Origin of the sequence: Corynebacterium sp. TAE3-ERU2 (assembly GCF_019209955.1) — a bacterium.
Taxonomy (GTDB): domain Bacteria; phylum Actinomycetota; class Actinomycetes; order Mycobacteriales; family Mycobacteriaceae; genus Corynebacterium; species Corynebacterium megadyptis.
In genome coordinates, this window is the sequence record NZ_JAHUTL010000002.1 from 237772 (window position 1) to 263092 (window position 25321).

26 protein-coding genes and 1 tRNA gene are annotated in these 25321 nt (G+C 63.0%); 11 read left to right on the top strand and 16 right to left on the bottom strand.

Translation table 11 applies throughout. The annotated features are described in order from the left end of the window. Positions 1-35 precede the first annotated feature (35 nt). On the top strand, positions 36-1091 hold the full coding sequence (locus tag KRX12_RS03930; RefSeq protein WP_218365813.1) for an NAD(P)/FAD-dependent oxidoreductase: 1056 nt from the start codon (positions 36-38) through the stop codon (positions 1089-1091). On the opposite strand, the gene KRX12_RS03935 is transcribed toward KRX12_RS03930, so the two are convergent. Then, positions 1088-2521 (bottom strand): YeeE/YedE thiosulfate transporter family protein, encoded by a 1434-nt coding sequence (locus tag KRX12_RS03935; protein ID WP_218365814.1) that lies wholly within the window; start codon positions 2519-2521, stop codon positions 1088-1090. The two genes, KRX12_RS03930 and KRX12_RS03935, sit on opposite strands and share 4 nt — an antisense overlap. A gap of 333 nt (positions 2522-2854) precedes the next feature. On the opposite strand from KRX12_RS03935, the gene KRX12_RS03940 reads away from it, so the two are divergent. The 3 genes from KRX12_RS03940 (at position 2855) to KRX12_RS03950 (ending at position 6722) form a co-directional block, all read left to right on the top strand. Beyond that, complete coding sequence (locus KRX12_RS03940; RefSeq protein WP_218363517.1) at positions 2855-4252, top strand: class II fumarate hydratase; 1398 nt, start codon at positions 2855-2857, stop codon at positions 4250-4252. A 206-nt stretch (positions 4253-4458) separates the two neighbouring features. Continuing rightward, on the top strand, positions 4459-5061 hold the full coding sequence (locus KRX12_RS03945; RefSeq protein WP_255550068.1) for a TetR/AcrR family transcriptional regulator: 603 nt from the start codon (positions 4459-4461) through the stop codon (positions 5059-5061). A 2-nt stretch (positions 5062-5063) separates the two neighbouring features. Beyond that, on the top strand, positions 5064-6722 hold the full coding sequence (locus KRX12_RS03950; protein ID WP_218365816.1) for an MDR family MFS transporter: 1659 nt from the start codon (positions 5064-5066) through the stop codon (positions 6720-6722). An 83-nt stretch (positions 6723-6805) separates the two neighbouring features. Here the strand turns inward: KRX12_RS03950 and KRX12_RS03955 are convergent, their stop codons facing one another. Together KRX12_RS03955 and KRX12_RS03960 are read right to left on the bottom strand one after the other, a co-directional pair. Further along, a complete protein-coding gene (locus KRX12_RS03955) occupies positions 6806-7396 on the bottom strand; it encodes a GNAT family N-acetyltransferase (RefSeq protein WP_218365817.1) in 591 nt (196 codons plus the stop codon). A gap of 69 nt (positions 7397-7465) precedes the next feature. Continuing rightward, entirely contained in the window at positions 7466-8161 is a 696-nt protein-coding gene (locus KRX12_RS03960; RefSeq protein ID WP_218363521.1) for a LysR family transcriptional regulator, read from the bottom strand. On the opposite strand from KRX12_RS03960, the gene KRX12_RS03965 reads away from it, so the two are divergent. Next, positions 8160-8552, top strand: a complete 393-nt coding sequence (locus tag KRX12_RS03965) for a DUF5997 family protein (protein WP_218365818.1) — start codon at positions 8160-8162, stop codon at positions 8550-8552. The genes KRX12_RS03960 and KRX12_RS03965 overlap by 2 nt on opposite strands. Positions 8553-8615: 63 nt before the next feature. Here the strand turns inward: KRX12_RS03965 and glyA are convergent, their stop codons facing one another. After that, on the bottom strand, positions 8616-9914 hold the full coding sequence (gene glyA, locus KRX12_RS03970; RefSeq protein WP_218363523.1) for a serine hydroxymethyltransferase: 1299 nt from the start codon (positions 9912-9914) through the stop codon (positions 8616-8618). A 200-nt stretch (positions 9915-10114) separates the two neighbouring features. On the opposite strand from glyA, the gene coaA reads away from it, so the two are divergent. Continuing rightward, the gene (gene coaA, locus KRX12_RS03975) at positions 10115-11041 is read left to right on the top strand and encodes a type I pantothenate kinase (protein WP_218365819.1); all 927 of its coding nucleotides are present in this window, start codon (positions 10115-10117) and stop codon (positions 11039-11041) included. Positions 11042-11094: 53 nt separating this feature from the next. On the opposite strand, the gene KRX12_RS03980 is transcribed toward coaA, so the two are convergent. The 4 genes from KRX12_RS03980 to mca form a co-directional block, all read right to left on the bottom strand. After that, entirely contained in the window at positions 11095-11601 is a 507-nt protein-coding gene (locus tag KRX12_RS03980; RefSeq protein WP_218363525.1) for a flavodoxin domain-containing protein, read from the bottom strand. A 2-nt stretch (positions 11602-11603) separates the two neighbouring features. Continuing rightward, positions 11604-12395 carry an isoprenyl transferase gene (locus KRX12_RS03985; protein ID WP_218363526.1) on the bottom strand — a complete coding sequence of 264 codons (792 nt, stop codon included), beginning with the start codon at positions 12393-12395 and terminating at the stop codon, positions 11604-11606. A 155-nt stretch (positions 12396-12550) separates the two neighbouring features. Next, entirely contained in the window at positions 12551-12823 is a 273-nt protein-coding gene (locus KRX12_RS03990) for a hypothetical protein (RefSeq protein WP_151528450.1), read from the bottom strand. Positions 12824-12828: 5 nt separating this feature from the next. After that, positions 12829-13689, bottom strand: a complete 861-nt coding sequence (mca, locus tag KRX12_RS03995; protein WP_218363677.1) for a mycothiol conjugate amidase Mca — start codon at positions 13687-13689, stop codon at positions 12829-12831. A 236-nt stretch (positions 13690-13925) separates the two neighbouring features. Between mca and KRX12_RS04000 the strand changes: the two genes are divergently transcribed. The 3 genes from KRX12_RS04000 to KRX12_RS04010 all read left to right on the top strand — a co-directional run bounded on the left by KRX12_RS04000 (position 13926) and on the right by KRX12_RS04010 (position 15474). Further along, a complete protein-coding gene (locus KRX12_RS04000; RefSeq protein ID WP_218363527.1) occupies positions 13926-14375 on the top strand; it encodes a DUF4307 domain-containing protein in 450 nt (149 codons plus the stop codon). Positions 14376-14465: 90 nt separating this feature from the next. Beyond that, a complete protein-coding gene (greA, locus tag KRX12_RS04005; protein ID WP_151528448.1) occupies positions 14466-14990 on the top strand; it encodes a transcription elongation factor GreA in 525 nt (174 codons plus the stop codon). 16 nt (positions 14991-15006) lie between these two features. Beyond that, a complete protein-coding gene (locus KRX12_RS04010; RefSeq protein WP_218365820.1) occupies positions 15007-15474 on the top strand; it encodes a hypothetical protein in 468 nt (155 codons plus the stop codon). Between the two features lie 96 nt (positions 15475-15570). On the opposite strand, the gene KRX12_RS04015 is transcribed toward KRX12_RS04010, so the two are convergent. Next, a complete protein-coding gene (locus KRX12_RS04015; RefSeq protein WP_218365821.1) occupies positions 15571-17040 on the bottom strand; it encodes an HNH endonuclease signature motif containing protein in 1470 nt (489 codons plus the stop codon). A gap of 289 nt (positions 17041-17329) precedes the next feature. Further along, positions 17330-18199, bottom strand: coding sequence for a Bax inhibitor-1/YccA family protein (locus tag KRX12_RS04020; protein WP_151530121.1), 870 nt, complete (start codon positions 18197-18199; stop codon positions 17330-17332). Between the two features lie 208 nt (positions 18200-18407). Between KRX12_RS04020 and KRX12_RS04025 the strand changes: the two genes are divergently transcribed. Further along, positions 18408-18481 (top strand) — tRNA-Leu (locus KRX12_RS04025). Positions 18482-18544: 63 nt separating this feature from the next. Here KRX12_RS04025 and KRX12_RS04030 read toward each other — a convergent pair. From KRX12_RS04030 to KRX12_RS04055, 6 genes are all read right to left on the bottom strand, one after another. Continuing rightward, complete coding sequence (locus tag KRX12_RS04030; protein ID WP_218363530.1) at positions 18545-19510, bottom strand: Ppx/GppA phosphatase family protein; 966 nt, start codon at positions 19508-19510, stop codon at positions 18545-18547. A 1-nt stretch (position 19511) separates the two neighbouring features. Continuing rightward, complete coding sequence (locus tag KRX12_RS04035) at positions 19512-20066, bottom strand: DUF501 domain-containing protein (RefSeq protein ID WP_218363531.1); 555 nt, start codon at positions 20064-20066, stop codon at positions 19512-19514. A gap of 33 nt (positions 20067-20099) precedes the next feature. After that, the gene (locus tag KRX12_RS04040; protein WP_218363532.1) at positions 20100-20711 is read right to left on the bottom strand and encodes a septum formation initiator family protein; all 612 of its coding nucleotides are present in this window, start codon (positions 20709-20711) and stop codon (positions 20100-20102) included. Between the two features lie 116 nt (positions 20712-20827). After that, positions 20828-22105 (bottom strand): phosphopyruvate hydratase, encoded by a 1278-nt coding sequence (gene eno / locus KRX12_RS04045; protein ID WP_218365822.1) that lies wholly within the window; start codon positions 22103-22105, stop codon positions 20828-20830. Between the two features lie 252 nt (positions 22106-22357). After that, the gene (locus KRX12_RS04050; RefSeq protein ID WP_192796213.1) at positions 22358-23146 is read right to left on the bottom strand and encodes a lytic transglycosylase domain-containing protein; all 789 of its coding nucleotides are present in this window, start codon (positions 23144-23146) and stop codon (positions 22358-22360) included. Positions 23147-23152: 6 nt separating this feature from the next. Then, a complete protein-coding gene (locus tag KRX12_RS04055) occupies positions 23153-23728 on the bottom strand; it encodes a MazG nucleotide pyrophosphohydrolase domain-containing protein (RefSeq protein WP_218365823.1) in 576 nt (191 codons plus the stop codon). Between the two features lie 72 nt (positions 23729-23800). Here KRX12_RS04055 and KRX12_RS04060 point away from each other — a divergent pair, with 72 nt between their 5' ends. Further along, on the top strand, positions 23801-25309 hold the full coding sequence (locus tag KRX12_RS04060; RefSeq protein ID WP_218365824.1) for an amino acid permease: 1509 nt from the start codon (positions 23801-23803) through the stop codon (positions 25307-25309). Positions 25310-25321: the final 12 nt, after the last annotated feature.

The window sequence follows — 25321 nt, forward strand, 5'->3', positions numbered from 1 at the left end:
ATGAACACTGCACTCACGCTATGGAGGTACACCCGATGACAGACACCACCCAGCTGCCCACTATTGACGCCGAGGTGATCGTGGTGGGAGGAGGGCCTGCGGGCATGACCGCAGCGCTGCTGCTTGGCCGACAACAACGACTCACCATCCACATCGATTCCGGCGATTACCGCAACGCCCCCTCCCCTGCCATTAATATGCTCGCCGCGAACAACGGGATCGCGCCCACCGACTACACGGCACAGGCGCGCGCCGCGGTCGCGGCCCTCGACACTGTGATTGCCCTGCAAGGCCACGTGCGTTCCGCCCGCACCCTTCGCGCGCTCGATGATTCCGGCGAACAAGTCGATGCCGTGGAAGTCACCCTCAGCAATGGCCGCGCGATCACCGCCCAGCGCCTCATCCTTGGCACCGGTCAGCATGATCACCCCAATCTGCTGCCCGGCGCTGCCGAGCTGTGGGGCACCGAGGTATTGCATTGCCCCTATTGCCACGGCTACGAGGCCAAGGATTCCGCCATCGCAGTGGTGCATATTCAGCAGCCGGATGCCCCCATGGCTGGGCTTCTCGCCTCCTACCAAGCGCTCTATCTGCGTCAACGTCTCAGCGACCGCGTCACCCTCATCACCGAGGAGCTTCCGCCCGCGGAGCATCGCACTGCTCTCGGGGCGCTGGGAGTGCGGGTGCTTCATGCCCGGGCACAGCGCCTTCAGGCCGGCGAAAGCTGCGGGTGTGTGCTGCACACGGAAGCTCTCGACTCTTCCGCAGACGAGCCTGCGCAGGAGGAGCACCAGCTCGATCACGTCTTCTTCCACGCCCCCACCAGCGCCAGCCTGGATCTCAGCGCCGATCTCAAGCTGGAAACCCAGGGGCCCTATATCCTCGTCGATTCCCAGCAGCGCACCAGCAATCCCCTTGTCTTCGCTGCGGGTGATACCGCGCTTGTGCGCACGATGCCCCAGCCGCTGACCTTCGTCGCCCAAGCGCAGGCCCAGGGCCAGACCGCCGGGTTGTGGGCGGATCAGGATCTCTTCTTCGCCCACCCGCACACCCCAGCCCTGCCCACTATGTCGGATCCCGAGTCCGACTAAGCCTTCGGCGCGCCTACCTGCAGGGTGATCTCCCACTCTGCGGCGCGGCGTTGCACGAAGTCGAGCACGCTATGGCCGTTCTCCGCAGCCCACGCAGGAATGGCATCTGTCGCTTGGGTGCAGTCGAAGGTGATCGTGATGTGGTCGCCGGTATGCAGCTCAGCAACCGCGTTTTTTAGTTTGAGCAGCGGGAAGGGGCACACATCGCCGCGGCTATCGAGGGCGTAGCGCCCCTCGCCGATCGATTCGACAGTGCGGGTGGAGGTTGCGGCACGAAGCCCCACATCGACCGCCGTGAAACGGGGTGCGGGACGGGTAGCGAGGGCTAGCTGCCCGTGCCCGGCGTCGACAAGCGGAGTGGAGAGACGCTCGGAGGTGGCGGGGAGGGAATCTCCGCTGGTGGCTGGTGCCTGCTGGGTGGGGGACGTGAGATAGAACTTCGCTGCCAGCCATACCCCGAGGGTGGTGAACAGGAGCGCGACCCAGCCTTGGTAGCTGAACAGGCTGGTTTGCACCATGCCATTGCCCACGGTGCAGCCCCCGGCCCAGCTGGCGCCCACACCCATGAGCACCCCGCCTGCCAGGGAAGCCACGGCGGTGCGGCCATCCGGCACGCGCACACGGAACTCGCCACTGAGAGAGGCAGCGATCAGCGAGCCGAGAAGAATGCCGAGCACGAGCAGCGCTCCCCAGTCGAGGAAGGCGCTATCGCCAGTGACGAGATAATTCATCACGTTCTTGGACGGGCCGGTGATTCCCAGACCATCATTGCGCCCGGCGGCAGCCGATAGCGGCCACGCCACCACTCCAATCAGACCGACCAGCACGGCCGCGCGATAGAGCGGAATGGGTGCAGACAGCACGCGCGTCAATCGCGGTGTATCAGTGCGCACGGCTCGCTTCGGCTGCTGCGTAGTGGTCGAGCTGTAGTGCCAGACAAGGACGGCCGTGAGAACGCTGAGCCCCAGCGCCAGCACCCACGTCGCAATGTTGAAGTCTTCGGCGATGGAGACATGCTCCGTCTGCAGGCTACGCCCCCAATCGTTTAGTCCACGCAGGGCGCCCGTTTTCATCGCTGCCGCGGACAAGGCATAGGCGATGAGTGCAATCCACGATCCCACCAGCCCTTCGCCAGCGCGGTACCAGGTACCGGAGGCGCAGCCGCCGGCGAGAACGATGCCGATGCCGAATAGCAGGCTGCCCACGATCACCGCCACCGGCGCGAAGGGATCAAATTCGGGCTGGATGAGCCCCATACTGGTGAGAAGCTGCACTCCGAGGGCTTGCACGCTGATAACAACCAGCAGTGCGACGAAAGGACGGAATGTGCGCCGGAGGTAGATATCTCGCAGGAAGCCGGTCACGCAGAAGCGTCCGCGCTGCAGAACTGCGCCAAGAAGTGTGCCGAGCGCAAGGCCAGTGATGATCATGGTCGAACCTTTGTGTCTATAACTCATGTGCGTTAAGCGCACAGCGGATGAGGTACTGCTCTTCCCCCGTGTATGCCGTAGCGGCACCACGGGGGATAGACCACACGATAGTAGACATATCTGTCTATAAATAGTAAACCGATCTGTATGTTAGTGAAGAAGCTCACATAAGCTCGGGGGATTCTTGGCGGCCACAGACCTACCCGCGGCAGAAAAATCAGTCATACTTAAAAGCAGTGCCTGCACTACCCCCTGCCCCGCGTCTGCGTGTGGCTGAGGTGCTGGGCAATTCGCACGACTGACACATTGTCACCAACTTTTAAGGTGGTTTTTATGACTGAGTACCGCATCGAACACGACACCATGGGCGAAGTGAAGGTCCCCGCCGACGCTCTCTGGCGCGCCCAGACCCAGCGCGCAGTGCAGAACTTCCCGATCTCCGGCCGCGGTCTCGAGTCCGCTCAGATCCGCGCCATGGGCCTGCTTAAGGCAGCCTGCGCCCAGGTGAACAAGGACTCCGGCGATCTCCCGGCCGAGCAGGCCGATGCCATTATTGCCGCCGCGAAGGAAATCGCCGCGGGCAAGCATGACGCCGAGTTCCCGATCGATGTCTTCCAGACCGGTTCCGGCACGTCGTCGAACATGAACACCAACGAGGTCATCGCCTCGATCGCCAAGAACAATGGCGTGGAGGTGCACCCCAATGACCACGTGAACATGGGCCAGTCCTCCAATGACACCTTCCCCACCGCCACCCACGTGGCCTCCACCGAGGCGGCCGTGAAGGATCTCATCCCCGGCCTGAAGGTGCTGCAGGAGTCCCTGGAGAAGAAGGCTAAGGACTGGGAAGAGGTCGTCAAGTCCGGCCGCACCCACCTGATGGATGCCGTTCCGGTCACCTTGGGCCAGGAGTTCTCCGGCTATGCCCGCCAGATCGCGGCCGGCATTGAGCGCGTCGAGGCCACCCTGCCCCGCCTGGGCGAGCTGCCGATTGGCGGCACCGCCGTGGGCACCGGCCTGAACACCCCGGCCGACTTCGGCGAGAAGGTCACCGCCGAGCTGGTGAAGCTCACCGGTGTCGAGGAGCTGCGCGAGTGCGTCAATCACTTCGAGGCTCAGGCTAACCGCGATGGCCTAGTGGAATTCTCCGGCGCCATGCGCACCATCGCCGTGTCGCTGAACAAGATCGCCAACGACATCCGCTGGATGGGCTCCGGCCCGCTCACCGGCCTCGGCGAGATCCACCTGCCGGATCTGCAGCCGGGCTCGTCCATCATGCCGGGCAAGGTCAATCCGGTGCTGTGCGAGACCGCCACCCAGGTCGCCGCCCAGGTGATCGGTAACGACGCCGCTGTGGCATTCGGTGGCGCCCAGGGCGCCTTCGAGCTCAACGTGTTCATCCCGATGATGGCGCGCAACGTGCTCGAGTCCGCCCGCCTGCTGGCCAATACCTCCCGCGTCTTCGCCGAGAAGCTGGTGGATGGCATCGAGCCGAACGAGGAGCGCATGCAGACCCTCGCCGAGTCCTCCCCCTCCATCGTTACTCCGCTGAACTCGGCTATCGGCTACGAGGCTGCGGCCAAGGTGGCCAAGACCGCGCTGAAGGAAGGCAAGACCATCCGTCAGACCGTGATCGATCTGGGCTATGTCGATGGCGAGAAGCTCACCGAAGAGGAGCTGGATCGTCGCCTGAACGTGCTCGATATGTGCAACACGGATCGCGACTCCTAAACCCTCACTTCTTTCCCTAGCTTTCAGGCGCGCCTTCGGGCGCGCTTGTCTGCGTTAGCCCCCCTGCCGGAGGCGATGAACACTGCCGGTGTGGTGGAGGGCCTAGAGGTGGGCGTCGATAAGCATCCCAGCCACGCTGCGCGCCGAGAAAAATGCGCGAGGTGCAAGTTTGCACTCAGTGCAATTTGAGGCGTTAAATGGCTGCTATGACACACGAAAACCTCAGAGACAAAAAGCGCCGCGAAACCCAGGCGGCCATTTATTGCAGCGCGGCACAGCTGGTGGCCGCGCGTGGCTTTGATGCTGTCACGGTGGACGAGATTTGCGCCCAAGTCGGCATCTCGAAGCGCACCTTCTTTAATTACTGCGACTCCAAAGAGCAGGCGGTGATCGGCCCCGGACCGCGGCCGCTCTCAGCGGAGGAACGGGCCGCCTTTTTGGCCACGCCCCATAGCAATCTGCTCGCCGATCTCCTCGAGCTGCACCTCAGCACCGTCATCGACGGCATGGGCGCGGACGAGGACGCCTTAAGGCGGCACCGCAAGCAGATTATGCACCGCAATCACGATTTAGCCGCCCAGCGCAATGCCCAGATGATGACCGCCCTCGGCGCGCTGACCGAGCTTGTCCGCGAGGCGCTAGGCTGTGAAGAAGAACAGGCGGAGGCCACCACCGCCCTGCTATCCACCTGCCTGTATCTGGGGCATCACCGCTGGCTGCAGCGCCCGCACGCGAACTACACCGCGCTGCGCGAGGAATGCGCCCGCGCCTTAGAGCAACTCTCCGAAGCCGTGAAGGAGTACGCCTAGCTATGAGCAGAACGAAGAAACAGCCTCGCCCCTCCGCGCTGTCTGCTGAAGAACAAAAACGCGTCTGGTGGGTATTATCCGCGCTCATGGTCGCGATGCTGCTGGCCAGCTTGGATCAGATGATCTTCGCTACCGCCCTGCCCACCATCGTCGGCGAACTCGGCGGGGTGGACCACATGATGTGGGTGATCACCGCCTATCTGCTCGCAGAAACCGTGATGCTGCCCATCTACGGCAAGCTGGGCGATCTCATCGGCCGCAAGCAGCTCTTTATCGCCGCGCTCGTGATCTTCTTACTCGGCTCCGTCATGGGCGGGCTCGCCTCCGGCATGGCGATGCTCATCGGCGGCCGCGCGGTGCAAGGCATTGGCGCCGGCGGTTTGATGGTTCTCTCCCAAGCGATCATCGCCGATGTGGTGCCGCCCCGCGAACGCGGCCGCTATATGGGCGTTATGGGCGGCGTCTTTGGCCTCTCCGCGGTGCTCGGCCCGCTGCTCGGCGGCTGGTTCACCGAAGGCCCCGGCTGGCGCTGGGCATTGTGGATGAACCTGCCGCTGGGCGCCATCGCGATCGTGGTGGCCGCCGTCGTCCTCCGGCTGCCGGCACGCTCGACGACGCTGCGCTGGGACTATCTCGGCACGCTGTTCATGGTCAGCGCCGCCACCACGCTCATCCTCTTCACCACCTGGGGCGGCTCGCGCTATGCGTGGTCCGATCCGATCATCCTCGGGCTGATCATCGCCTTCCTGATCTCCTCCCTCGCGCTGATCGCCGTGGAACGCCGCGCCGCCAATCCGCTGGTGCCGCTGGAGTTCTTCGCCAACCGCAACTTCGCGCTCACCACCACCGTGGGCCTCGTACTGGGCATCACCATGTTCGGTGTGCTCGGCTACCTGCCCACCTACATGCAGATGGTGCACGGCTTCAACGCCACCGAGGCCGGCTTCATGATGATCCCCATGCTGGTATCCATGCTGAGCACCAGCCTCTGGACCGGCATACGCATCACCCGCACCGGCCGCTACCGCATCTACCCCATCCTCGGCATGGTGATCGTGCTCGCCACCCTGGTGCTCTTCCACTCCATGCATCCCAGCACCCCGGTATGGCAGATCGCCGCCTACCTCTTCCTGCTCGGCTTCGGCCTCGGGCTGTCCGTGCAGGTACTGGTGCTCATCGTGCAAAACACGCTGCCCGCCACCGTGGTGGGCACAGCGACCGCGGTGAATAACTTTTTCCGCCAGATCGGCTCCGCGCTGGGATCTGCCCTGGTCGGCGGGCTCTTCGTGGGTAATCTCTCCTCCCTACTCGACACCCGCATCCCCGCGGCCATACAGCAGCTGCCGCCCGAACAGCAGGCGGCCATCGCCCAGCGCCAGGGCCTCGACACCAATGCGATCACTCCCGGGATGGTGAGCGAAATGCCCGGGCCGGTGCGCGAGGCCTTCGTCTCCAGCTACAACGACGCCCTCACCCCGGTGTTTATGTACGTGATGCCGATGGCGGCGCTGTCCTTGCTGCTGCTGCTCTTTATCAAGCACGAGAAACTGCGGGAGACCCTCGACGCTGACAGCGATGCTGGGGCTGTACCCACCGTCGCGCACTCCGCGCCGATCCCCCAGCAAGAACCTAGCGCTGAACCTGAGCCCGGCGCGCGCTAGCTGCGATAAACCTCGGCCATAAAAACAGCCCACCGGATGCGCTATGCGTGTCCCGGTGGGCTGTATGCGTTGTGGCCGTCGTATTAAGCCTCGGCGTCGTCGTGGTCGAGGCGGTCGAGGGTTTCGTGGGTGTGATTGTCCGGATCATAATCGTCCGGCTTATCCAGCAGCCGCTCGTAGAGATCCACGTTGCGCCACTGCCCCTTCAGCTCCCCATAGGTCATGCGCCCCATGTGGTGCATGGTGCCCACGCGCTCGAAGCCGCGGGACTCGTGCAGCCGCTTAGAGCCTTCGTTCTCGGGGAAAATCCAGGCGTGCAGCGACCAATAGTGCAGGCTGTTGCACACGTCGATGAGCTTATCCATCAGCGCGCCGGCGATACCGCGCCCCACGGCGTCCGTGCCCACGTAGATCGAGTTTTCCACCACGCCGTAGTACACCGAGCGCGAGGATGCCGGCGCCCCGGACACCCAGCCGAGCACCTTCTCGTCATCGTCTTCTTCCACCGCAACGAAGCAGGTTTTGAGCAGCTTCTTCTGCGCGAATTCCTCCCACGTAGGACCGCTGGTCTCGAAGGAGGCGTGACCGCTGTCTAGCCCCTGCTCATATATCGCGCGGGCCTGCGGATAGTCGGCCTTCGTCATCGGCCGGATACGGAAATCTCGCTGTGCCATGCGCATTATCTTCTCTCATTGCGGAATTGCGCCGCAAAATATGTCTGTGAGCTTGCGCTTTTCTCGCGCTTATCGACGCTTTCTCGCACGCCGCGCTCCCTTTCTTTTCACAGCAGCCCCTGGCCGCTGTCCACGCCGCTGCTGCTTGGCACGGGTTTTCTCTCGGGCCGAACGCTTCTTCTGTTCTCCTGCAGCAGGATCCTGGCGGGTACTGCGCGGGGTGCGGCCGCGGGTGATGCCGATGAACTCTTGGATTTCCTCGCAGTCATCCTCCTTTTTCCATATGACAGCGATCCTAGTCGGATCACCGCCACGGAAGTCGCGGTGCGCACAGGATTTGACGTTGAAGGAGCGCAAGAGCGGCCGCGGGGCGCGGGCCACGCCCACATTCGCACCGACCACATCGAGGGCCTGTTTTACCGCGGCGACATCCACTACGCCCTGCTCATCTGGGGCGGTGATGGTGATGATCTCCTCGGCGATGTCCTCGGCGTCGAGCTCATCGAGCAGGGTGAGCTCGGAATCCACCGGCACGGCGATGCCGGGCTGCTCCTCGTAGAGGATGACCACGTGGTAGGGGTCGAGACTGGCGGGCGGGGTGGCGTCGACAAGCCGCGCCAGCGCCACGGTGGCCTCGCCGGAAGCGACGTCGGCGAGCGCATCATAGGATTCGAAGGAGCGGAAGCTGATATCGGTGCGCTCCCGCATGCGGGCAAACCATTTTCCGGGGGCGGTGCCCTTCACATACGAGATCACGAGTTCCATGACGATAAATGCTACCGTGAACCCTGTGAACGAAGAATCTGCACGCACCCCGATCCAGCCCTCCGGCACCGCAATGAAGCCGGAGACTGCCGCCAAGAAGCTGGGAATCTACTTTCCCGCCTGCCCAGAGGAGTTCCGCACGACCGCGATCACGCACGCGGAGCTGAAGGCCCTGCGCACCAGCCCGCCGGAGTGGCTCAACGAGCTGCGCGAGAAGGGCCCGCACCCGCGCCCAGTGCTCGCGGAGAAGCTCGGCGTCACCATCGCCGCGCTGAAGCGCCATGACATGGACAAGCCGCTGACCACCGCCGAGATCGAGGAACTGCTCTCGACCATGCCCGCGTGGCTGGCCGAGGAGCGCGAGAAATTCCAGGAGAATACGAACTCCTAGCCCCCAAGCACACAACAACCACCATCTCGCTTCGAGATGGTGGTTGCGGCGTTTTCGCGGCCTTTAGGCGAGCTTCCAGTCCTCGAGGCCGTCATAGAGCGGATAGTTCGCGGCCAGGGCATCAACGCGCTGGCGCAGCGCCTGCACATCGGCGTTCTTGCCGGCGGCCAGGGCGCTGCCGATGATATCGGCGACCTCGGTGAAGGCCGCGGCATCGAAGCCGCGGGTGGCCAATGCCGGGGTGCCGATACGCAGACCCGAGGTGACCATCGGCGGGCGCGGATCGAAAGGCACAGCATTGCGGTTGACGGTAATGCCCACCTCATGCAGCAGATCCTCGGCCTCCTGGCCATTGAGCTCGGAATTGCGCAGATCCACCAGCACCAGGTGCACATCGGTGCCGCCAGTGAGCACGTCCACGCCGGCGGCGGCGCAGTCCTCGCCCATCAGGCGCTCGGCCAGGATCTTCGCGCCCTCAATGGTGCGGGCCTGGCGATCCTTGAACTCCTCGGTCTGGGCCACCTTGAAGGTCACGGCCTTCGCGGCGATGGCGTGCATCAGCGGCCCGCCCTGCTGGCCCGGGAAGACAGCGCTGTTGATCTTCTTCGCATAGTCCTGCTTGGCCAGGATCACACCCGAACGCGGCCCACCTAAGGTCTTGTGCACCGTGGAGGAGACCACATCGGCGTGCGGCACCGGGCTGGGGTGCAGCCCCGCGGCCACCAGGCCGGCGAAGTGCGCCATATCCACCCACAGCTTCGCGCCCACCTCATCGGCGATCTCGCGGAAGGCCTGGAAGTCCTGGTGGCGCGGATAGGCGGACCAGCCACCGATGATCACATCGGGGCGCTCGGCCAGGGCCTGCTCGCGGACCTTATCCATATCCACGCGGAACGTCTCCGGATCCACCTCATAGGCGGCGACCTCGTAGAGCTTGCCGGAGAAGTTCAACTTCATCCCGTGGGTGAGGTGACCACCGTGGGCCAGAGACAGGCCCATGATCTTATCCCCCGGATTAGCCAAAGCCATGAGCACCGCGGCATTCGCCTGCGCACCCGAGTGCGGCTGCACATTGGCGAACTCGGCACCGAACAGCGCCTTGACGCGCTCCCGCGCTAGGTCCTCGATAATGTCCACGTGCTCGCAGCCGCCATAGTAACGGCGCCCCGGGTAGCCCTCGGCGTACTTATTCGTCAGCACCGAACCCTGGGCCTGCAGCACCGCGCGCGGCACGAAATTCTCCGAGGCGATCATCTCCAAGGTGTCGCGCTGGCGGCCCAGCTCGCCGCCAATCGCGGCAGCTACATCGGGATCGAGCTCGGCAAGTGACTGGTAGCGGATGTCCGGGGTATTTTCGCTCATGAAGGTCCTTCCCTATCACGGTGATCGTGCGGCAGCGGGGTGGCGTCGACAAGCCAGTAGTGCCGCGAGCGTACTTCTAACCGTAGCTAACTCTCGGGGCGAGACTAAAGCCACATACATCTAGTACCCTACTCCGATCACACGCCTAGACAGCGGGGTTGATGTTTTCGCCGCGCCAGCAAGAGGGCACAATAGAGACTATGGTCCGCGCCAACGATTCCAGCCCCTATCTCGACTTCGACCGCAACTCATGGCGCACGCTGCGTAAATCCATGCCGCAGGTGTTGACGGAAAAAGAAGTCATTCAGCTGCGCGGTATCGGCGAATCCATTGACCTGGACGAAGTCGCCGAGGTGTATCTGCCGCTCTCGCGCCTCATCCACCTGCAAGTCGCCGCCCGACAGCGCCTACACCAAGCCACCGCCGAGTTCCTCGACGACCCCTTCACCCGGGTGCCCTATATCATCGGCGTCGCCGGCTCCGTCGCCGTCGGCAAATCCACCACGGCCCGCCTGCTGCAAGTGCTCCTCTCCCGCTGGGACAGCCACCCCCGCGTCGACCTCGTCACCACCGATGGCTTCCTCTACCCCAGCGCCGAACTGCACCGCCGCGGCCTGATGAGCCGCAAAGGATTCCCCGAATCCTATGACCGGCGCGCACTGCTGCGCTTTGTCACCAATGTCAAAGCCGGCAAAGCCCTCGTCCAGGCGCCCGTCTACTCCCACACCCTCTACGACCGCATCCCCGGGGAAACCATCGACGTCGAACGCCCCGACATCGTCATCCTCGAAGGACTCAACGTCCTCCAAACCTCCCCGACACTCATGGTCAGCGACCTCTTCGACTTCTCCGTCTACGTCGACGCCGCCACCGAGCACATCGAAAGCTGGTACATCGAGCGCTTCCTCAAGCTACGGCACTCCGCCTTCCAGCAACCCAACGCCCACTTCTCCCACTACGCCACCCTCGACGACGACTCCGCCCGCGAGGTCGCCCGCGAAATCTGGCAATCCGTGAACCTGCCCAACCTCGTGGAAAACATCCTGCCCACCCGGGTGCGGGCGTCGCTGGTGCTGCGGAAAAATATCGACCACTCCGTGCAGCGAGTGCGGATGCGCAAACTATGACAGCGATCGCGGTATGAACATGGTTCAGTAGCGGCTGCGGCTCTCGCCGGGTGCTAGTGGGCGCGCAGCCACGCCTCGATCGGGGCAAGCTCGGCGAAATCGATCCGGGAGATATCCTCGCCGTAGCCATCGACAATCGCCTGCTCGGCAACACTCAACGACGGCTTCGCCCGCAGTAGCTTCGTCATCGTCCACATCGTCGCCCGATGCACCCGCGACAGCTCCGAATAGGCCAAACGCCCCGGCAAATAAAAACGCGCAATCTCCGAGCAATTGACGACGCCGCGCAGCTGGTCCTTCTCCCGCGCCTGCGGCAGCGGAGTCATCCCCACAGCCACAAACGCCGTCGGAATCCCCTGCTGAGACAGCGAACGGGCACAATCAACGCCCCGGAACTGGCCGCCATAATTCGGCGATAAGACCACCACAGGGCCGGAGGGCTCGAGGGGCTGGGAGATGGCGTCGTCAAGCGCCATGCAGGGGGCAGCAACGCGAGCGGCAAGCTCGCGGGCATAGCGCTCAGTGGAGCCATAGGTGGACGAAAAAACGATCGCAGCCATACTCACTTCCCAAAACGACGCGAACGCGAAGAATACTCACGCAACGCCCGCAAGAAATCGATACGGCGAAAAGCCGGCCAATAGGTATCGGTGAACCAAATCTCCGAATACGCCGCCTGCCACAACAAAAAGCCCGACAGCCGCTGCTCGCCAGAGGTACGAATCACCAAATCCGGATCCGGCTGCCCCTTGGTGTAGAGATGCGTAGAAATAGCATCCACCGTCACCGCCTCCGCCAAATGCTCACTCGGGGTGCCAGCAGCAAGCTCATCGCGAATCAACGCCTGGACAGCGTCCACAATCTCCTGGCGGCCGCCATAGCCCACCGCCACATTGACCACCACGCCCGTGTGCTCACTCGTGTGCGACTCGGCCTCCCCCAGCGCCGCAGACAGCGAATCCGGCAACAAATCCGTGTGCCCCACCAAACGCACCCGGCAATTAATATCCGGATCCGACAACTCGCGCGCCACATCCGCCAAAATCTCAAAGAGCTGCTCCAGCTCCGAAGAGGAACGCGCCAGATTCTCCGTGCTCAGCAAATACACCGTCACCAAGGTGATACCGAGCTCATCCGCCCAGCGCACCATCTCAGCAATCTTTTGGGCCCCCACCCGGTGGCCATGGCTGACATCAGAAAAACCCGCCTCGCGCGCCCACCGGCGATTACCATCCGCCATCACCGCGATATGCTTCGGCAAACGGGCGCCGCGCAGCTCCTTCGTGATACGCCGAACGTCCCGCTCGAGACGCTTCTCATAGAGCGGGTACAAAACCTTCGGCACAATCCTCACAAACCACTAGCTTATCTCCACTAGACAGCGATCGCGATTTTCCGCGCCCGCTGTCTTCAACAAAAAGCCGCTGCCGTGGGAACACGACAGCGGCGGCGCCCCCGCGGGCCCGGCGATGGTGGGCCGAGAGGTGGGCGTCGATAAGCGAAAAGAAGCTAAAACCAGGTGCGCTTGGCCTGGTCGTAGAGGCCAGCCTCCTTGAGGGCCTTATCGATCGCCTCCGTATCGAACACATCGAGGCCATTGTCCTCAGCGAAACGCTGACGACGGTTCAACCGAGCGATACGGCGCGACAGGCGCCAGCCAATGAACAACACCGCCACCAACGACACAACCAGCACAAACAAGCCGATCGGCGAAGCCTTACCGAATTCGGGGCCGAGCGGGCCCTCCAGCTGGTCAGCCTGGGCGAGAATCTCGTACAGCACGTCAGTTAATCCTTATCGATCCCAGCGAACAAATCATCCTCTGGTAGTTCAGTCTTCACCCTCGTACGGGCCAATTCAAATTCCTCCGTGGGCCACAACTCGCGCTGCAACTCCACCGGGGTCGCAAAGAACGTACCCGCCGGATCAATCTGCGTCGCATGCGCGCGCAACGCATCATCACGGCGCTCAAAATACTCCGCAGCATGCACCTGCGTCGTTACTCGGGCCAGCGTATCGCCCTTATCCGAACGCAAACGCTCCAAAAAACCACCATACGGCGACGGGCGTCCCTCCGCGACCAGACGATCATGGAACATCTGCAAACGCTGGCGGATAAAGCCGTGGGTGTAATACAGCTTCAGCGGCGTCCAGGGCTGACCCACCTCCGGATAAAAGTTCTCATCACTAGACAGCGCCCACGCTTTCATCGACACCTCGTGCACCTTCAGGTGATCCGGGTGGGGGTAGCCGCCATTCTCGTCATAAGTAATGATCACGTGCGGCTTGAAATCACGCACCACGCGCACCACCTCGCGGGTGACCTCATCGCTGTCTGCGAGAGCAAAGCAGCCCTCCGGCAATGGCGGCAAAGGATCGCCCTCCGGCAAACCAGAATCCTCATAACCCAACCAGATATTAGAGGTGCCGAGCGCGCGCATCGCCGCCGCCATCTCCTCGCGACGCACCTCCGCAATATTCTCCAGCACGCCAGAGCGGTCCATATTCGGGTTCAAAATACTACCGCGCTCGCCGCCAGTGCAGGTCAACACCAGCACATCCGCGCCCTCATCCACATAACGAGCCATCGTGGCCGCGCCCTTACTCGACTCATCATCCGGGTGGGCATGGATAGCCAGAAGGCGCAAACCCTCCTTGGGGCGAGGCCGCTGAGCAGCGCCAGCACGATCCGTGCCCGGCTCAGATACAGCATCCGAAGGAATAGTCACGTGACAGTCACTCCCATAAACGTTGAGAAAATAAAATTCATTCGCCTGCGCGAAGGCACAAGCATCCCACCATCGTAATAGCTGAAGCCAACAAGCTAGAATGACAGCGATCAACATTTTGATATCGAAGGCCTCGACACCCCAGAAAGCACGCCATGCCCAGCCCCACGTCGCAGTCGCGTAACCAGAGCACAGAGCCCACCGCCACCTATGACAGCAATCGCGGAACGATCTCCGGAAAGATCATCGCTGTCGGCGCTGTCATCTTCGCCATCGTGACTGTCATCGTGATCGTGCAATACTCCCAGAAACTGCAGGCGGGAAGCGTCGACGGGCAAGTCACCAAGTTTGAACGGGTCGAGGACAACATGATTGCAGCGACGGTGGATATCACGCGAGATGACGTCGATAAGCCTGCATACTGCATAGTGACAGCGATGAACTACGACGCGGTGGAAGTTGGGCGGCGCGAAATCTACATCCCCAGCGGCGGCGAGCACACCACCCGGCACAACACCACAATCACCACCCGCGACATTCCCGTGGTCGCCGACTTCTACGGATGCTCCAACACCATCCCTGACTACCTCAAAGGCGAGGACTAGGGCGTCTGATACTATGGCGACCTAGAATTTCTCGCTGACAGCGATGCACCCAACCCACCACCCTACGACGGGAAGGTATAAAGGCTAACTATGTCTGACGCCCGAAAGCAGTACATCACCCCGGAGACCAAGGCCAAGCTCGAAGCCGAGCTCAACGAGCTCATCGCGCACCGCCCCGTCGTCGCCGCCGAAATCAACGAGCGCCGCGAAGAAGGCGACCTCAAGGAAAACGCAGGCTACGACGCCGCCCGCGAGATGCAGGACCAAGAAGAAGCCCGCATCAAGCAAATCTCCGAAATCCTCGCCAACGCCACCACCGAGCGCTCCGCCGTCGAAGAAGGCGTCGCCAACGTCGGCTCCGTCGTGCACGTCTACTACAACGGCGACGAAAACGACAAAGAAACCTTCCTCATCGGCACCCGCGCCGCCGCCAGCGAAAACCCGGACCTCGAAACCTACTCCGAGCAGTCCCCCCTCGGCGCCGCAGTCCTCGGCGCCACCGAAGGCGAAACCCGGGAATACACCGCGCCCTCCGGCGTGAGCATCAGCGTTACCGTGATCTCCGCGGAGCCCTACAACTCCGAGAAGTACGCCACCCTGCGCAACCAACGCTGACAGCGATCCACTTTTCATGCGTTCAACGATCCTCGCGATCGCAGTGACCTGCACTGCGGTCGCGCTTTCGGCTTGCACGCCTAGTCTCGAGCAGGACTCACCACATAAAATCGCCACTCCAGACAGCGATGCGATTCCGGTGAACCTGCCGCGCTATATGGACTGCGTCTCCGCCCCGGAAATACGGCCCGAGCGGATTTCTCTCAACTGCGCTACAGACAGCGACTACGTAGACGACATCACGTGGGACGAATGGCTCATCGATGGCGCCACCGGAACCGCGAGACTGCATACCGCATCGCTGTCTAGTAAGAAGAAGCGCGCTGAGTCCGCCTCTAAGCAACGCGAGCGCACCCGGGACTCCGCTGATCGCTCAAAAAAGGAAGAAAAGCGCGTCGCTGTCACTCTCGGCGATCCCGTGCACACGCCTTTTGGGCTCGCTTTTACGTCGCTGTCTATCGATGGCAAGGAGCAATCGCCCTAAGGGCGTATCCGCCACGACTTCTAGCCTGGTCACCTCTTCTGGTGGCCAGGCTTAAGTCGTATGCCGGCGGGGACTAGCGCTGTGTGGAGCTCGACGCTAGGGGTCGTCTCTTGTCGGTGGGGCGCTATCGGGCCAATGTTGGCGGCGGATTTTTGCCGCGGCTGATTGTTGGGAGAAGGTGCTTCGGTTGAAGCGTTTCTCTGGGTAGGGATCTTCTGGGGTGGCGGCTTTGGTGTGATAGACGATGCCGCTGTCGGGATCTCGTTCAGCGTGATATTTGTGCGGATGAATGCCGCTGTCATCTGTGTCCGAGTGGTGTTGCGGGCACATGAGTGTGAGGTTGTCTAAGTCGGTGGGGCCGCCCCGTGAGAACGGGTCGATGTGGTGGACGTGGCAGGCCGTGACCGGCTGGTTGCATCCGGGGTGGGAGCACACCAGCTCGGTGGCGAAAAGGGCGATGCGTTGGGCGACATCGGCGAAGCGTTTTTCGGTGCGCAGGGCTTTGATTTGCCCGGAGGTGGCGTCGTGAAGCGCGACGTGCCCAGTGGTGTCGATGCCGAGGAAGCTCAAGTCTAGGGCCGAGAGTTGGATACCGCAGGTGGTATGGAAGAGGGCGTCGGCGCCGGCGCGCGGTGGGAGTTCGAGGTCCTTGGCAGACAGCGATACGAGAACGTGGGCCAGCGGGTGTTTCGGTTCCTGGGGTGACGCGGGGCGGCCGAGGATGGCGAAGAGGGCGTCGGCGAGGCGTTGGCGCTTGGTGCGGTGGCAGGTGGTGTCGGTGCGGAGGGGGCGCGCGGTGGATTGTGCGACATCGAGTTGGGTTTTGAGCATGGCCAGGGCATAAGGCGGGATGTAGCCGCCGATGCGGGCCCCGCCATCGCTGTCTTGGGGACCGATGAAGAAACCGCGGTTGCGGTGGGCGCGCAGGGTGTCGCGGGGGAGCTCGTCGTTGCGTTCGTTGACGAGGCTCATCACGAAGGCCTTGAGATCCTCGACGCTGCAGTGCGCGGCGCGCTCGACTGCGCGGAGGCGGATCGCTTCCCGCGGGATCGCGGCCTTGGAGCGCAAGCATTTCAGGCCGCGCTCGATGGTGAGGCGCTGCTCGGCGGTGAGGCCCTGGCGGTTGGCGAGGTCCCGGGCGCGGGCGCGGATGCGTTCTGCTTCTTCCCGCCGCCTAGTGACAGCGATGCGGTTTTCATCTGTACTTGCGGGCTCGTCGATAACGCTGTCATACCAGCCGCGGCCCTGGGCTCGTAAGTCCTTTGCTTTGGCTTTGGACCAGCCATAGGACTCAGTGAGGTACAGGGTGGATTTGTTCGAGCCGCAGAGCTCGGTGGTGCTGCAGGTATCGGCGGCGCGGGCGAGTTGGAGCTCGAAACGGGCGAGGGCCGTGAGCACGGACTTGAGGCGATCACGGTGTTGGTGAATCGCGGCGAGATCGATGTCGCCGGATTCAAGGCTCGCAGAGTGGTGTTCGAGCCATTGCGCAGCGCTGTCTAGTGCGTGCTGATCCCCCGAGTACATTGATTTTCCCCCGAATAAAACGTACTTCTGTTCATCCAGCACCCACTCTAACCCCTCCCCTGCCGGTCGCGCTCGCTGAAAGTGCACGTCTTGGCGTGCATTGTTGGCGTGCGATCCTTGCTCTGATGGGTTATGGGGGGCTTTTTGGGGCCGCGAAAACTACCGCCGCCGGGCCGCGCTCACACCCAGCCACCCACACTCAGCCCCACAAACCCACACCCCAGCCCCACAACCCCAGCCCCACAACCCCAAAACAACCACCCACGCCCCTCCACTAAGGCACGAAAAAACCCACACATGACGTCGCCGCCACGTGTGGGTTGTGTCTGCCCTAGTTCCGGAAGTAGGACAGCAGGCGCAGGATCTCGGTGTAGAGCCACACGAGGGTGACGGCGAGTCCGAGTGCGACGCCCCAGGCCATCTTGGCGGGTGCGCCTTGGCGCACGAGCTGGTCGGCCATGTTGAAGTCGTTGAGGAAGGAGAAGGCGGCGAGCCCGATGCACACGAGGGAGAAGATGATGGCGAGCGGGCCACCGTCGGTGAGCGGGTTGTTGCCGGTGAACATGTAGAGCAGCATGTTGCCGATGGCCAGCACGACGACGCCGATGAGGGCGCCGGTCATGATGCGCTGGAACTTCGGGGTGACCTTCACGGCGCCGGTCTTGTACACGTAGAGCATGCCGATGAACACGCCGACGGTGCCGATGACGGCTTGGCCGATCATCACGGCGGCGTTGGTGTCGGCGACCACCATGTTGGTGAACATGAAGGAGATGCCGCCGACGAAGAGGCCTTCGAAGGCTGCGTAGGTCAGGGTGATGGGGGCGGAGCCGTACTTCTTGCCGAAGGCGGAGATCAGCACGGTGATAAGGCCGCCGATGGCGCCGATGCCGGCGAGCATCATGGCGAGGCCCGGATTAGCAACACCGATCGCATAGGTGATGATGGCGCCAACGATGATCACGCCGAGGGTGATGCCGGTTTTAGCGATCACGTCGTCGACGGTCATGGGCCGCTCAGCGCCTTGGGCGCTGGCTTGGTTGAAGCTGGGGTCTTGGTAGTAGCCCTGCATGGCGGCTTGCTGTGCCGCCTGCTGGCCGCGATAGCCCTGCCCATAGGGGTCGTTCTGATAACCGGGGGCTTGGCCGCCTCGCTGTCCCGATTGGGTGAGAGAGCTAAATACTGGATTGCTGCTACGCACTAGTTTGCCCGTGTCCTTTCATGGCTTTCATAGCTTCGTTTATCTGCGATTGTTGTGTCACGTTATCGCGCTTACGTCCTATTCAACGTTTCCGCCCCCGTGTTAGTTCCCTCGGGTCCTACTTTCCTTCTCCGACCCGCGGGCAGGGCGAATTCGCTCGCCGCACGCGCGATGTTTTACACTGGTTCGAGCGCGCGCAGCGCGTGATCCCCCTATAGCCCAATTGGCAGAGGCGGTGGACTTAAAATCCATTCAGTGTCGGTTCGAGTCCGACTGGGGGGACGTTTTTCTGCCTTCGCTCTTTTGCGCTTATCGACGCCATCTCGCCGCCGCTGCAACGCTTCTTTATTCGATCTCCCCGCGCTGCCGCGCGAGCTCATTGATGATCCCGTCGAGGATGTCTTTTTCGGAAATCATGATCTCGTGGACCTCTGTTTCCTCTTCGATCATGGTGGTGATGCCGTCGACGACCATCGCCCCGCCGGAGATGACATCGGCGCGGCCTTCGTGGATCACGGGGTGGGCGGCGCGCTGGGTGGAGGTTTGTGCCAGTAGGTCGCCGCAGAGCACGCGGAGGGCGTCGAAACGCAGCGTGCTGCCGTGGATCGCGGTGGCTTCATAGGCTTCGAGTCCTTGGGCGAGCGCGGAGAGCGTGGTGAAGGTGCCGGCGCAGCCGACGAAGGTGGCGGCCTCGCTAATGGGCACGATGGCGCGTACTTCGCTGAGGCGTTCGCGCACGTAGTCGGCGGCGATGTCGATTTCGGTGCTGGTGGGCGGGTCGGAGCGCATGATGCGCTCGGTCAGGCGCACGCAGCCCATCTGGCTGGAGTGGGAGCCGAGGATCTCTCCGTCGCTGGTGCCCACCACGAATTCTGTGGATCCGCCACCAAGGTCGATCACGCAGTAGGGCCCTGGGAGTTCTGTGAGGTCGCTGACTGCGCCGCTGAAGGAGAGTTGGGCTTCTTCTTCGCCGCTGATTACTTCGGCACCGCGGTTGGGTGCCACCTGGTTGAGCAGCTTGCTGGTCATGGTGAAGAACTCGTTGCGGTTGCCGGCGTCGCGGGTGGCGGAGGTGGCCACCATGCGTACGGCTTCGACGCGCTCGATCTTCATGATGTCCACATAGCGCTCGAGCACGGTGCGGGTGCGTTCGAGCGCCTCGGGGTCGAATTCCCCGGTGGCGTCGACGCCCTGGCCGAGGCGCACGATTTCCATGCCGCGGTAGATGTCGCGGACGTTGCCATCGCGGACTTCGGAGATGAGCAGGCGCAGGGAGTTGGTTCCGCAATCGACGGCGGCGAGGCGGGTCATGTTATTTCACCTCGGCGTTGGAGAAGTCGAATTGCTCGAGGTCGATGCCGAGCTCGGCGCAGGTGGGCCAGTCGGCGGGGATGGCGGTGCCGCGCAGCTTGCCGTGATCGGCGGCGATCGCCACGGCCTCGGTGCCGAGGCGCACCCGGTCGGGTCCTTCTGACAGCGCATAGGCGATGAGCACGTGGACGCACTTGACGCGATCGGGCATGCCGCCGCCGGAGAAGTCGGTGCCGAGATCCTCGATGGCGTTGCGCTTGGCGAGATAAAACTCGTGGGCGCGGCGATAGTCCTCCGCAAGGTCGGCGTCGCTGTCGAGCCGCGCGGTCATCCATTTCATCACGTGCGCCACCTCGAGCCGCGAGGCCTCCGCGGTCAGCCGCGGATCGGTGAGGTAGTACAGGGTGGGAAAGGGTGTGCCGTCTTCGAGGCGCGGCGCGGTTTCGATGGCCCCGGGGGCACCATCGGGGCAGCGGTAGGAGACGGCGCGCACGCCGCGGGGGCGGCGGCCAAGCTGGGTCTGGATCTCGTCTAGATCTGCATCGCGTACGCTCATGCGCTCTAGTGTCTCACGATCCAGGGCGCGGAGTTAATTCTGTGGCGGCGCTGCGGGCTCGGCGTCGGCGGGCTGGGGTTGTTGCTGTGGTTCGAGGGGTTCGAGCGGCAAATTGGAGATATCGGGTTCGTCCCCACGATCGCTGTCTACGTCGTGATTGAGCTCCACGAGTGTGGCGCGGGGGTCGGTGACGCTGTGCCATAGGTCGGTGTACCAGGTGTGGTTCTCGGCCTGCTCCTCTGCGCTTGTCGACGTCACCCCGTCGCTGGGTGTGATGGAGGGATCGAGAATACGGAAGGGTGTTTCCCCTTCTGGGATGGCGCCAAGGCGGCGGCGAATCTGCTCGTCTTGGTAGGCCGGAGAGTTGTTTTTCTCCAATTCGTCGAGCAGGCGCTCCTTTTCGGCTTGTTTGGCCGCGATGGAGGAGTTGAGGTTGGAGATATCGGAGCGCTGGTCAAAGTAGGTGCGTAGCGGCAGCACGATGAGCCAGAGCGCGAGCAGCAGGGCGACGACGAGAACGACAATCCCCACAGGGCTCATGCCCCGGGTCATCGAGGTGCGGGGCAGGCTGGCGCTGCGCGTGGGGGTGGCGAAGTGCGCCTTGTTTTTCACCGGTACCGATCGCGGGGTGTCTCCTGTGGCCATAATGTGCCTAAGTTTAGCCCCACACAGCACAGCGCGCCCCACGCGACACCCAGTGTGGGTGCCGGCCGTGGGGCGCGGTGGTGATCAGCGCGGGTAAGCGCGCGCTCTTTAGGCGTTTAGGCCTGGAAGCGCGGGAAGGCGTTGGCGCCGGCGTAGACAGCGGCGTCGCCGAGGATCTGCTCGATGCGCAGCAGCTGGTTGTACTTGGCAACGCGCTCGGAGCGGGCCGGGGCGCCGGTCTTGATCTGACCGCAGTTGAGGCCCACGGCCAGATCGGCGATGGTGACGTCCTCGGTCTCACCGGAGCGGTGGGACATCATGCAGCGGTAGCCATTGCGGTGGGCCAGCTCGACAGCGTCGAAGGTCTCGGTGAGGGTACCGATCTGGTTCACCTTCACCAGCAGCGCGTTGGCGGCCTTCTTGTCGATGCCCTCCTGCAGGCGCTGCGGGTTGGTGACGAAGAAGTCGTCGCCGACGATCTGGACCTTCTCGCCGATGGTGGCGGTGAGGTTGGTGTAGCCCTCCCAGTCGTCTTCCTGCAGCGGGTCCTCGATGGAGACGATCGGGTACTGCCCAATGAGCTCCTCGTAGACCTTGGCCATCTCCTCAGCGGTGTGCTCGCCGCCCTCGAAGTGGTACTTGCCATCCTTGAAGAACTCGGAGGAGGCAACGTCCAGTGCCAGGGCGACGTCCTTGCCCGGGGTGAAGCCGGCCTTCTCGATGGCCTCGACGATGAGGTCGAGGGCAGCCTTGGTGGACTCGACGGAGGGAGCGAAGCCGCCCTCATCGCCCAGGCCGGTGGACAGGCCCTTGTCCTTAATAACCTTCTTCAGGGTGTGGTAGACCTCGGCGCCGACGCGCAGAGCCTCGGAGAAGGTCTCGGCACCGATCGGGGCGATCATGAACTCCTGGACGTCCACGCCGGAGTCGGCGTGCGCGCCACCGTTGAGGATGTTCATCATCGGCACGGGCAGAACGTGGGCGTTCGGGCCGCCGACGTAGCGGAACAGCTCCAGCAGGGAGGAGTCAGCGGCAGCCTTAGCCACAGCCATGGACACGCCCAAGATGGCGTTGGCGCCCAGGCGGGACTTGTTGTCGGTGCCGTCGAGCTCGATGAGGGTCTGGTCGATCAGGCGCTGGTCATCGGCCTCGAGACCAGCGAGAGCGTCAGCGATTTCCTCGTTGACGTTCTCCACTGCCTTCTGCACACCCTTGCCCAGGTAGCGGTCGCCGCCATCGCGCAGCTCGTGTGCCTCGTGCACACCGGTGGATGCACCCGAGGGCACATCGGCGCGACCGTGCGAGCCATCATCCAAGATGACCTCGCACTCAATGGTGGGGTTACCGCGGGAATCAAGGATCTCGCGTGCAAATACGTGCATAATCTCAGCCACTATGGCCTCCTAAGCCGTTAGACAGATTGCTGGGGTGTGGAAATGCGTGTGCGATCTTTCCACCAACATGCCCGATTCTAGCGCATTTTTGCGACATACGGACTCAAAACCACATGTTTGATGTCCGATAGCCAACATTTCTGCAGGATAGGCTGCGAGATGGTTGCGAAAGTCACGCTTCACCGCTCAATTGTGGCACGAAATGCGCGCCCCTGCCGTCGCAGGCGGCAATGTGGGAACAAACTCACACCGTTACAGCGCCGGCTGCCCCAGCGCATAGGAGGCGGCGGCATCGCGCACCCGCACCAGATAGTCATTGGACATGTTGTAGGAGCGGATGGCATCGACCCAGCCCTCTGGAGTAGCCAGATCGCGGCCATTCGAACAGAGCAGGGTGGCCGAACCGAGCGCGGCGTCGTCGATCTGATGCGGATCCGCTACCCCATCGCCATTGGCGTCGCGCCCATAGCGGCCCCAGGACTCGGGAATGAATTGCATCGGGCCCACGGCGCGATCCCACTGGGTATCGCCGTCGAGCTCGCCATTATCGGTATCGGGAATCTCGGCAAACCCGGGCGAACCATCGAGCGGCACGCCAATGATCGGCGGGGAGACCACCCCATCATCGCCGATACTGGAGCCGCCGAAAACCTTGCCGGAATAGGTGCCGTGGCGGGTCTCTACAAAGCCGATGCCGGCGAGGGTATTCCATTTCAGGTGGCACTCCGGCCAGGAGGCGGCAGCGATGAGCTCGGCATTCGCATAGGCGCGCAGCGCCGGGGCGGGAATGGACATCTCCGCGGCCAGCGGATCGGCCCAGTAGCCGAGCTTGTCGGAGGTGCGCCCGGCGTCATCGACATTGATGGCCGGCACCTCCGCCCCGGCGGCCGGCGGGACGTTATCGGGCACGGGCCGCAACTGGCGGATGGGGCTGGCACCCTCCAAGAGCGAGAGCGCCCACCCCACCACGGCGATCACCATAATGATCGCCAAAACCGTGCTGCAGCCGCAGCCGAGCGCGCGTCGTCCTCCAGTAGCCATGGACGTTTAATATACAGAATCGCCCCGCTCGCGGCGCTGCTCTGTCTGCTTGCCCTTCTCCCACAAGTTCTTCTGTTCCTCCACGGCCACGATCTCGGTGGTGCCATCGAAAAGATACGGCGCGCGCACCTGCAGTTTCTCCACAAAGGCCTGGGCTACCTCCACCATGGAAAAATCCCCGCGACGCCGCGCCAGCTCGGCATGGAATAGGACTTGGAGATAGACATCGGCGAGTTCTTTCTTTAACTCCTCCGCGCTGGCCTCGCCGCGCTCCCAGGCGACGACGGCGGCGATGAACTCCTCGCTTTCCTCCCGCAGATACGGCACCAATGAGCTATGGCTTTGGCTGCGCTCCCACTCTCCAATATCGAGCGCCCGCTCCATCACGGCCATGGCGTGTGTGCTGGAGCTGGCACAGATCCGCACCGGCGCCTCCGCGGCGGGCTCCGCGCCGAGGGCACAGAGCTGGGAGCGAACGCTGCTGGGCAGGTCTGCGTCGATAAGCACCGGCCCAGTCAGGTCTGCGATGTGCTCCAGCGGTACAGCAAAACCATTATTGGCATCGAGAACAATAGTGCGCATGGCCTCACCGTACCGCGTTACCCCCAGACGGAAGGCCGATGCTGTCAGTTTTCCCGCAGCGTGTTTTAGGGTATGTGGGTGAGCACTACATCTCAGCCCGTGGTTGCGGGCACGAACTCTCATCGGCCGACCGTGCGCGTGTGGACGCTCGTGTCGCTTATTATCGGCTCCACGATCGGAACCGGCATCTTTGCCCTGCCGCAAAATGCGGGTTCTGTCGCAGGTCCCGGCGCGATGCTCATCGGCTGGGCCATTGCGGGCGTGGGCATGCTCTCGATTGCCTTCGTGTTCCACATTCTGGCGGTGCGCAAACCCCATCTCGATTCGGGCGTGTACTCCTATGTGCGCGCCGGCCTCGGCGATTTCGTGGGCTTCGCCTCGGCGTGGGGCTATTGGCTTGGCTCCGTGATCGCCCAGGTTGGCTATGCCACGTTGTTCTTCTCCACGATCGGCCATTATGTGACGCTCTTTAATGATGAGCACCGCTGGATTCAGGCGGTGGCCGTCTCGCTGATGACCTGGGTGATCTATTTCGCGCTCACCCGCGGTATTCGCCAGGCCGCGGTGCTGAATATGGTGACGACGGTGGCGAAATTGCTGCCGATTGCCGCCTTCATTCTGCTGGTGGCGTTTCTCGGCTTTAGCTGGGATACCTTCACCCTGGATGTGTGGGCGCGCGAGGGCTCGGTGGGCTCGACGATGGATCAGGTCAAGGGCATCATGCTCTTTACCGTGTGGGCCTTCATCGGTGTTGAGGGCGCCAGCGTCTATTCCAAGCAGGCCCGCACCCGCTCCGATGTGGGCAAAGCCACCGTCTTTGGCTTCTTCACCGTGCTCGCGCTGCTGGTGACCGTGGCCACCCTCTCCTATGGTGTGCTCACCCAAGAGGAATTGGCGGCGCTGCCGGATAACTCCATGGCCAGCGTGCTGGAGGCCGTGGTGGGCCCGTGGGGCGGAGCGCTCATCTCGCTGGGCCTGTGCCTATCGGTGCTGGGCGCCTATGTGTCCTGGCAGATGCTCTGCGCCGAGCCGATCGCGCTCATGGCCACGGACGGGCTGCTGCCGAAGAAATTGGGCGCTGTCAACGATCAGGGCGCCACGGTGTGGGCGCAGCTGGTGTCCACCGTGGTGATTCAGATCTCGGTGATCATTTTCTTTGTCAATGAGACCACCTATGTCTCCATGGTGCAGCTGGCCACCATGATGTACATGCTGCCCTATGTGTTCTCGGCTATCTATTTGCTGCTGCTGACCACCCGCGGCCGCGGTGTGGCCCACCCGCAGGCCGGGATTCGCTTCGACGATTCCGGCCCGGAGATCTCCGCGCGGACCAATGGGAAGCATCGCCTCGTGGCGCTGATCGCCACCGTGTATTCGCTGTGGCTGTTCTATGCCGCCGATGTCACCTATGTGCTCTTTGGCGCGTTGCTCGTCATTCCTGGGCTGGTGCCCTATGTGTGGACCCGCAAAGCCAGCGGCGATCGGGTGTTCAACCCGGTGGAATGGGTGATTGTGGCGCTCGTTCTCATCGGTGGCGGATTCGCCATCTACGGGCTGTCCACTGGCAGCCTCTCGCTCTAGCGGCTGCCCCGC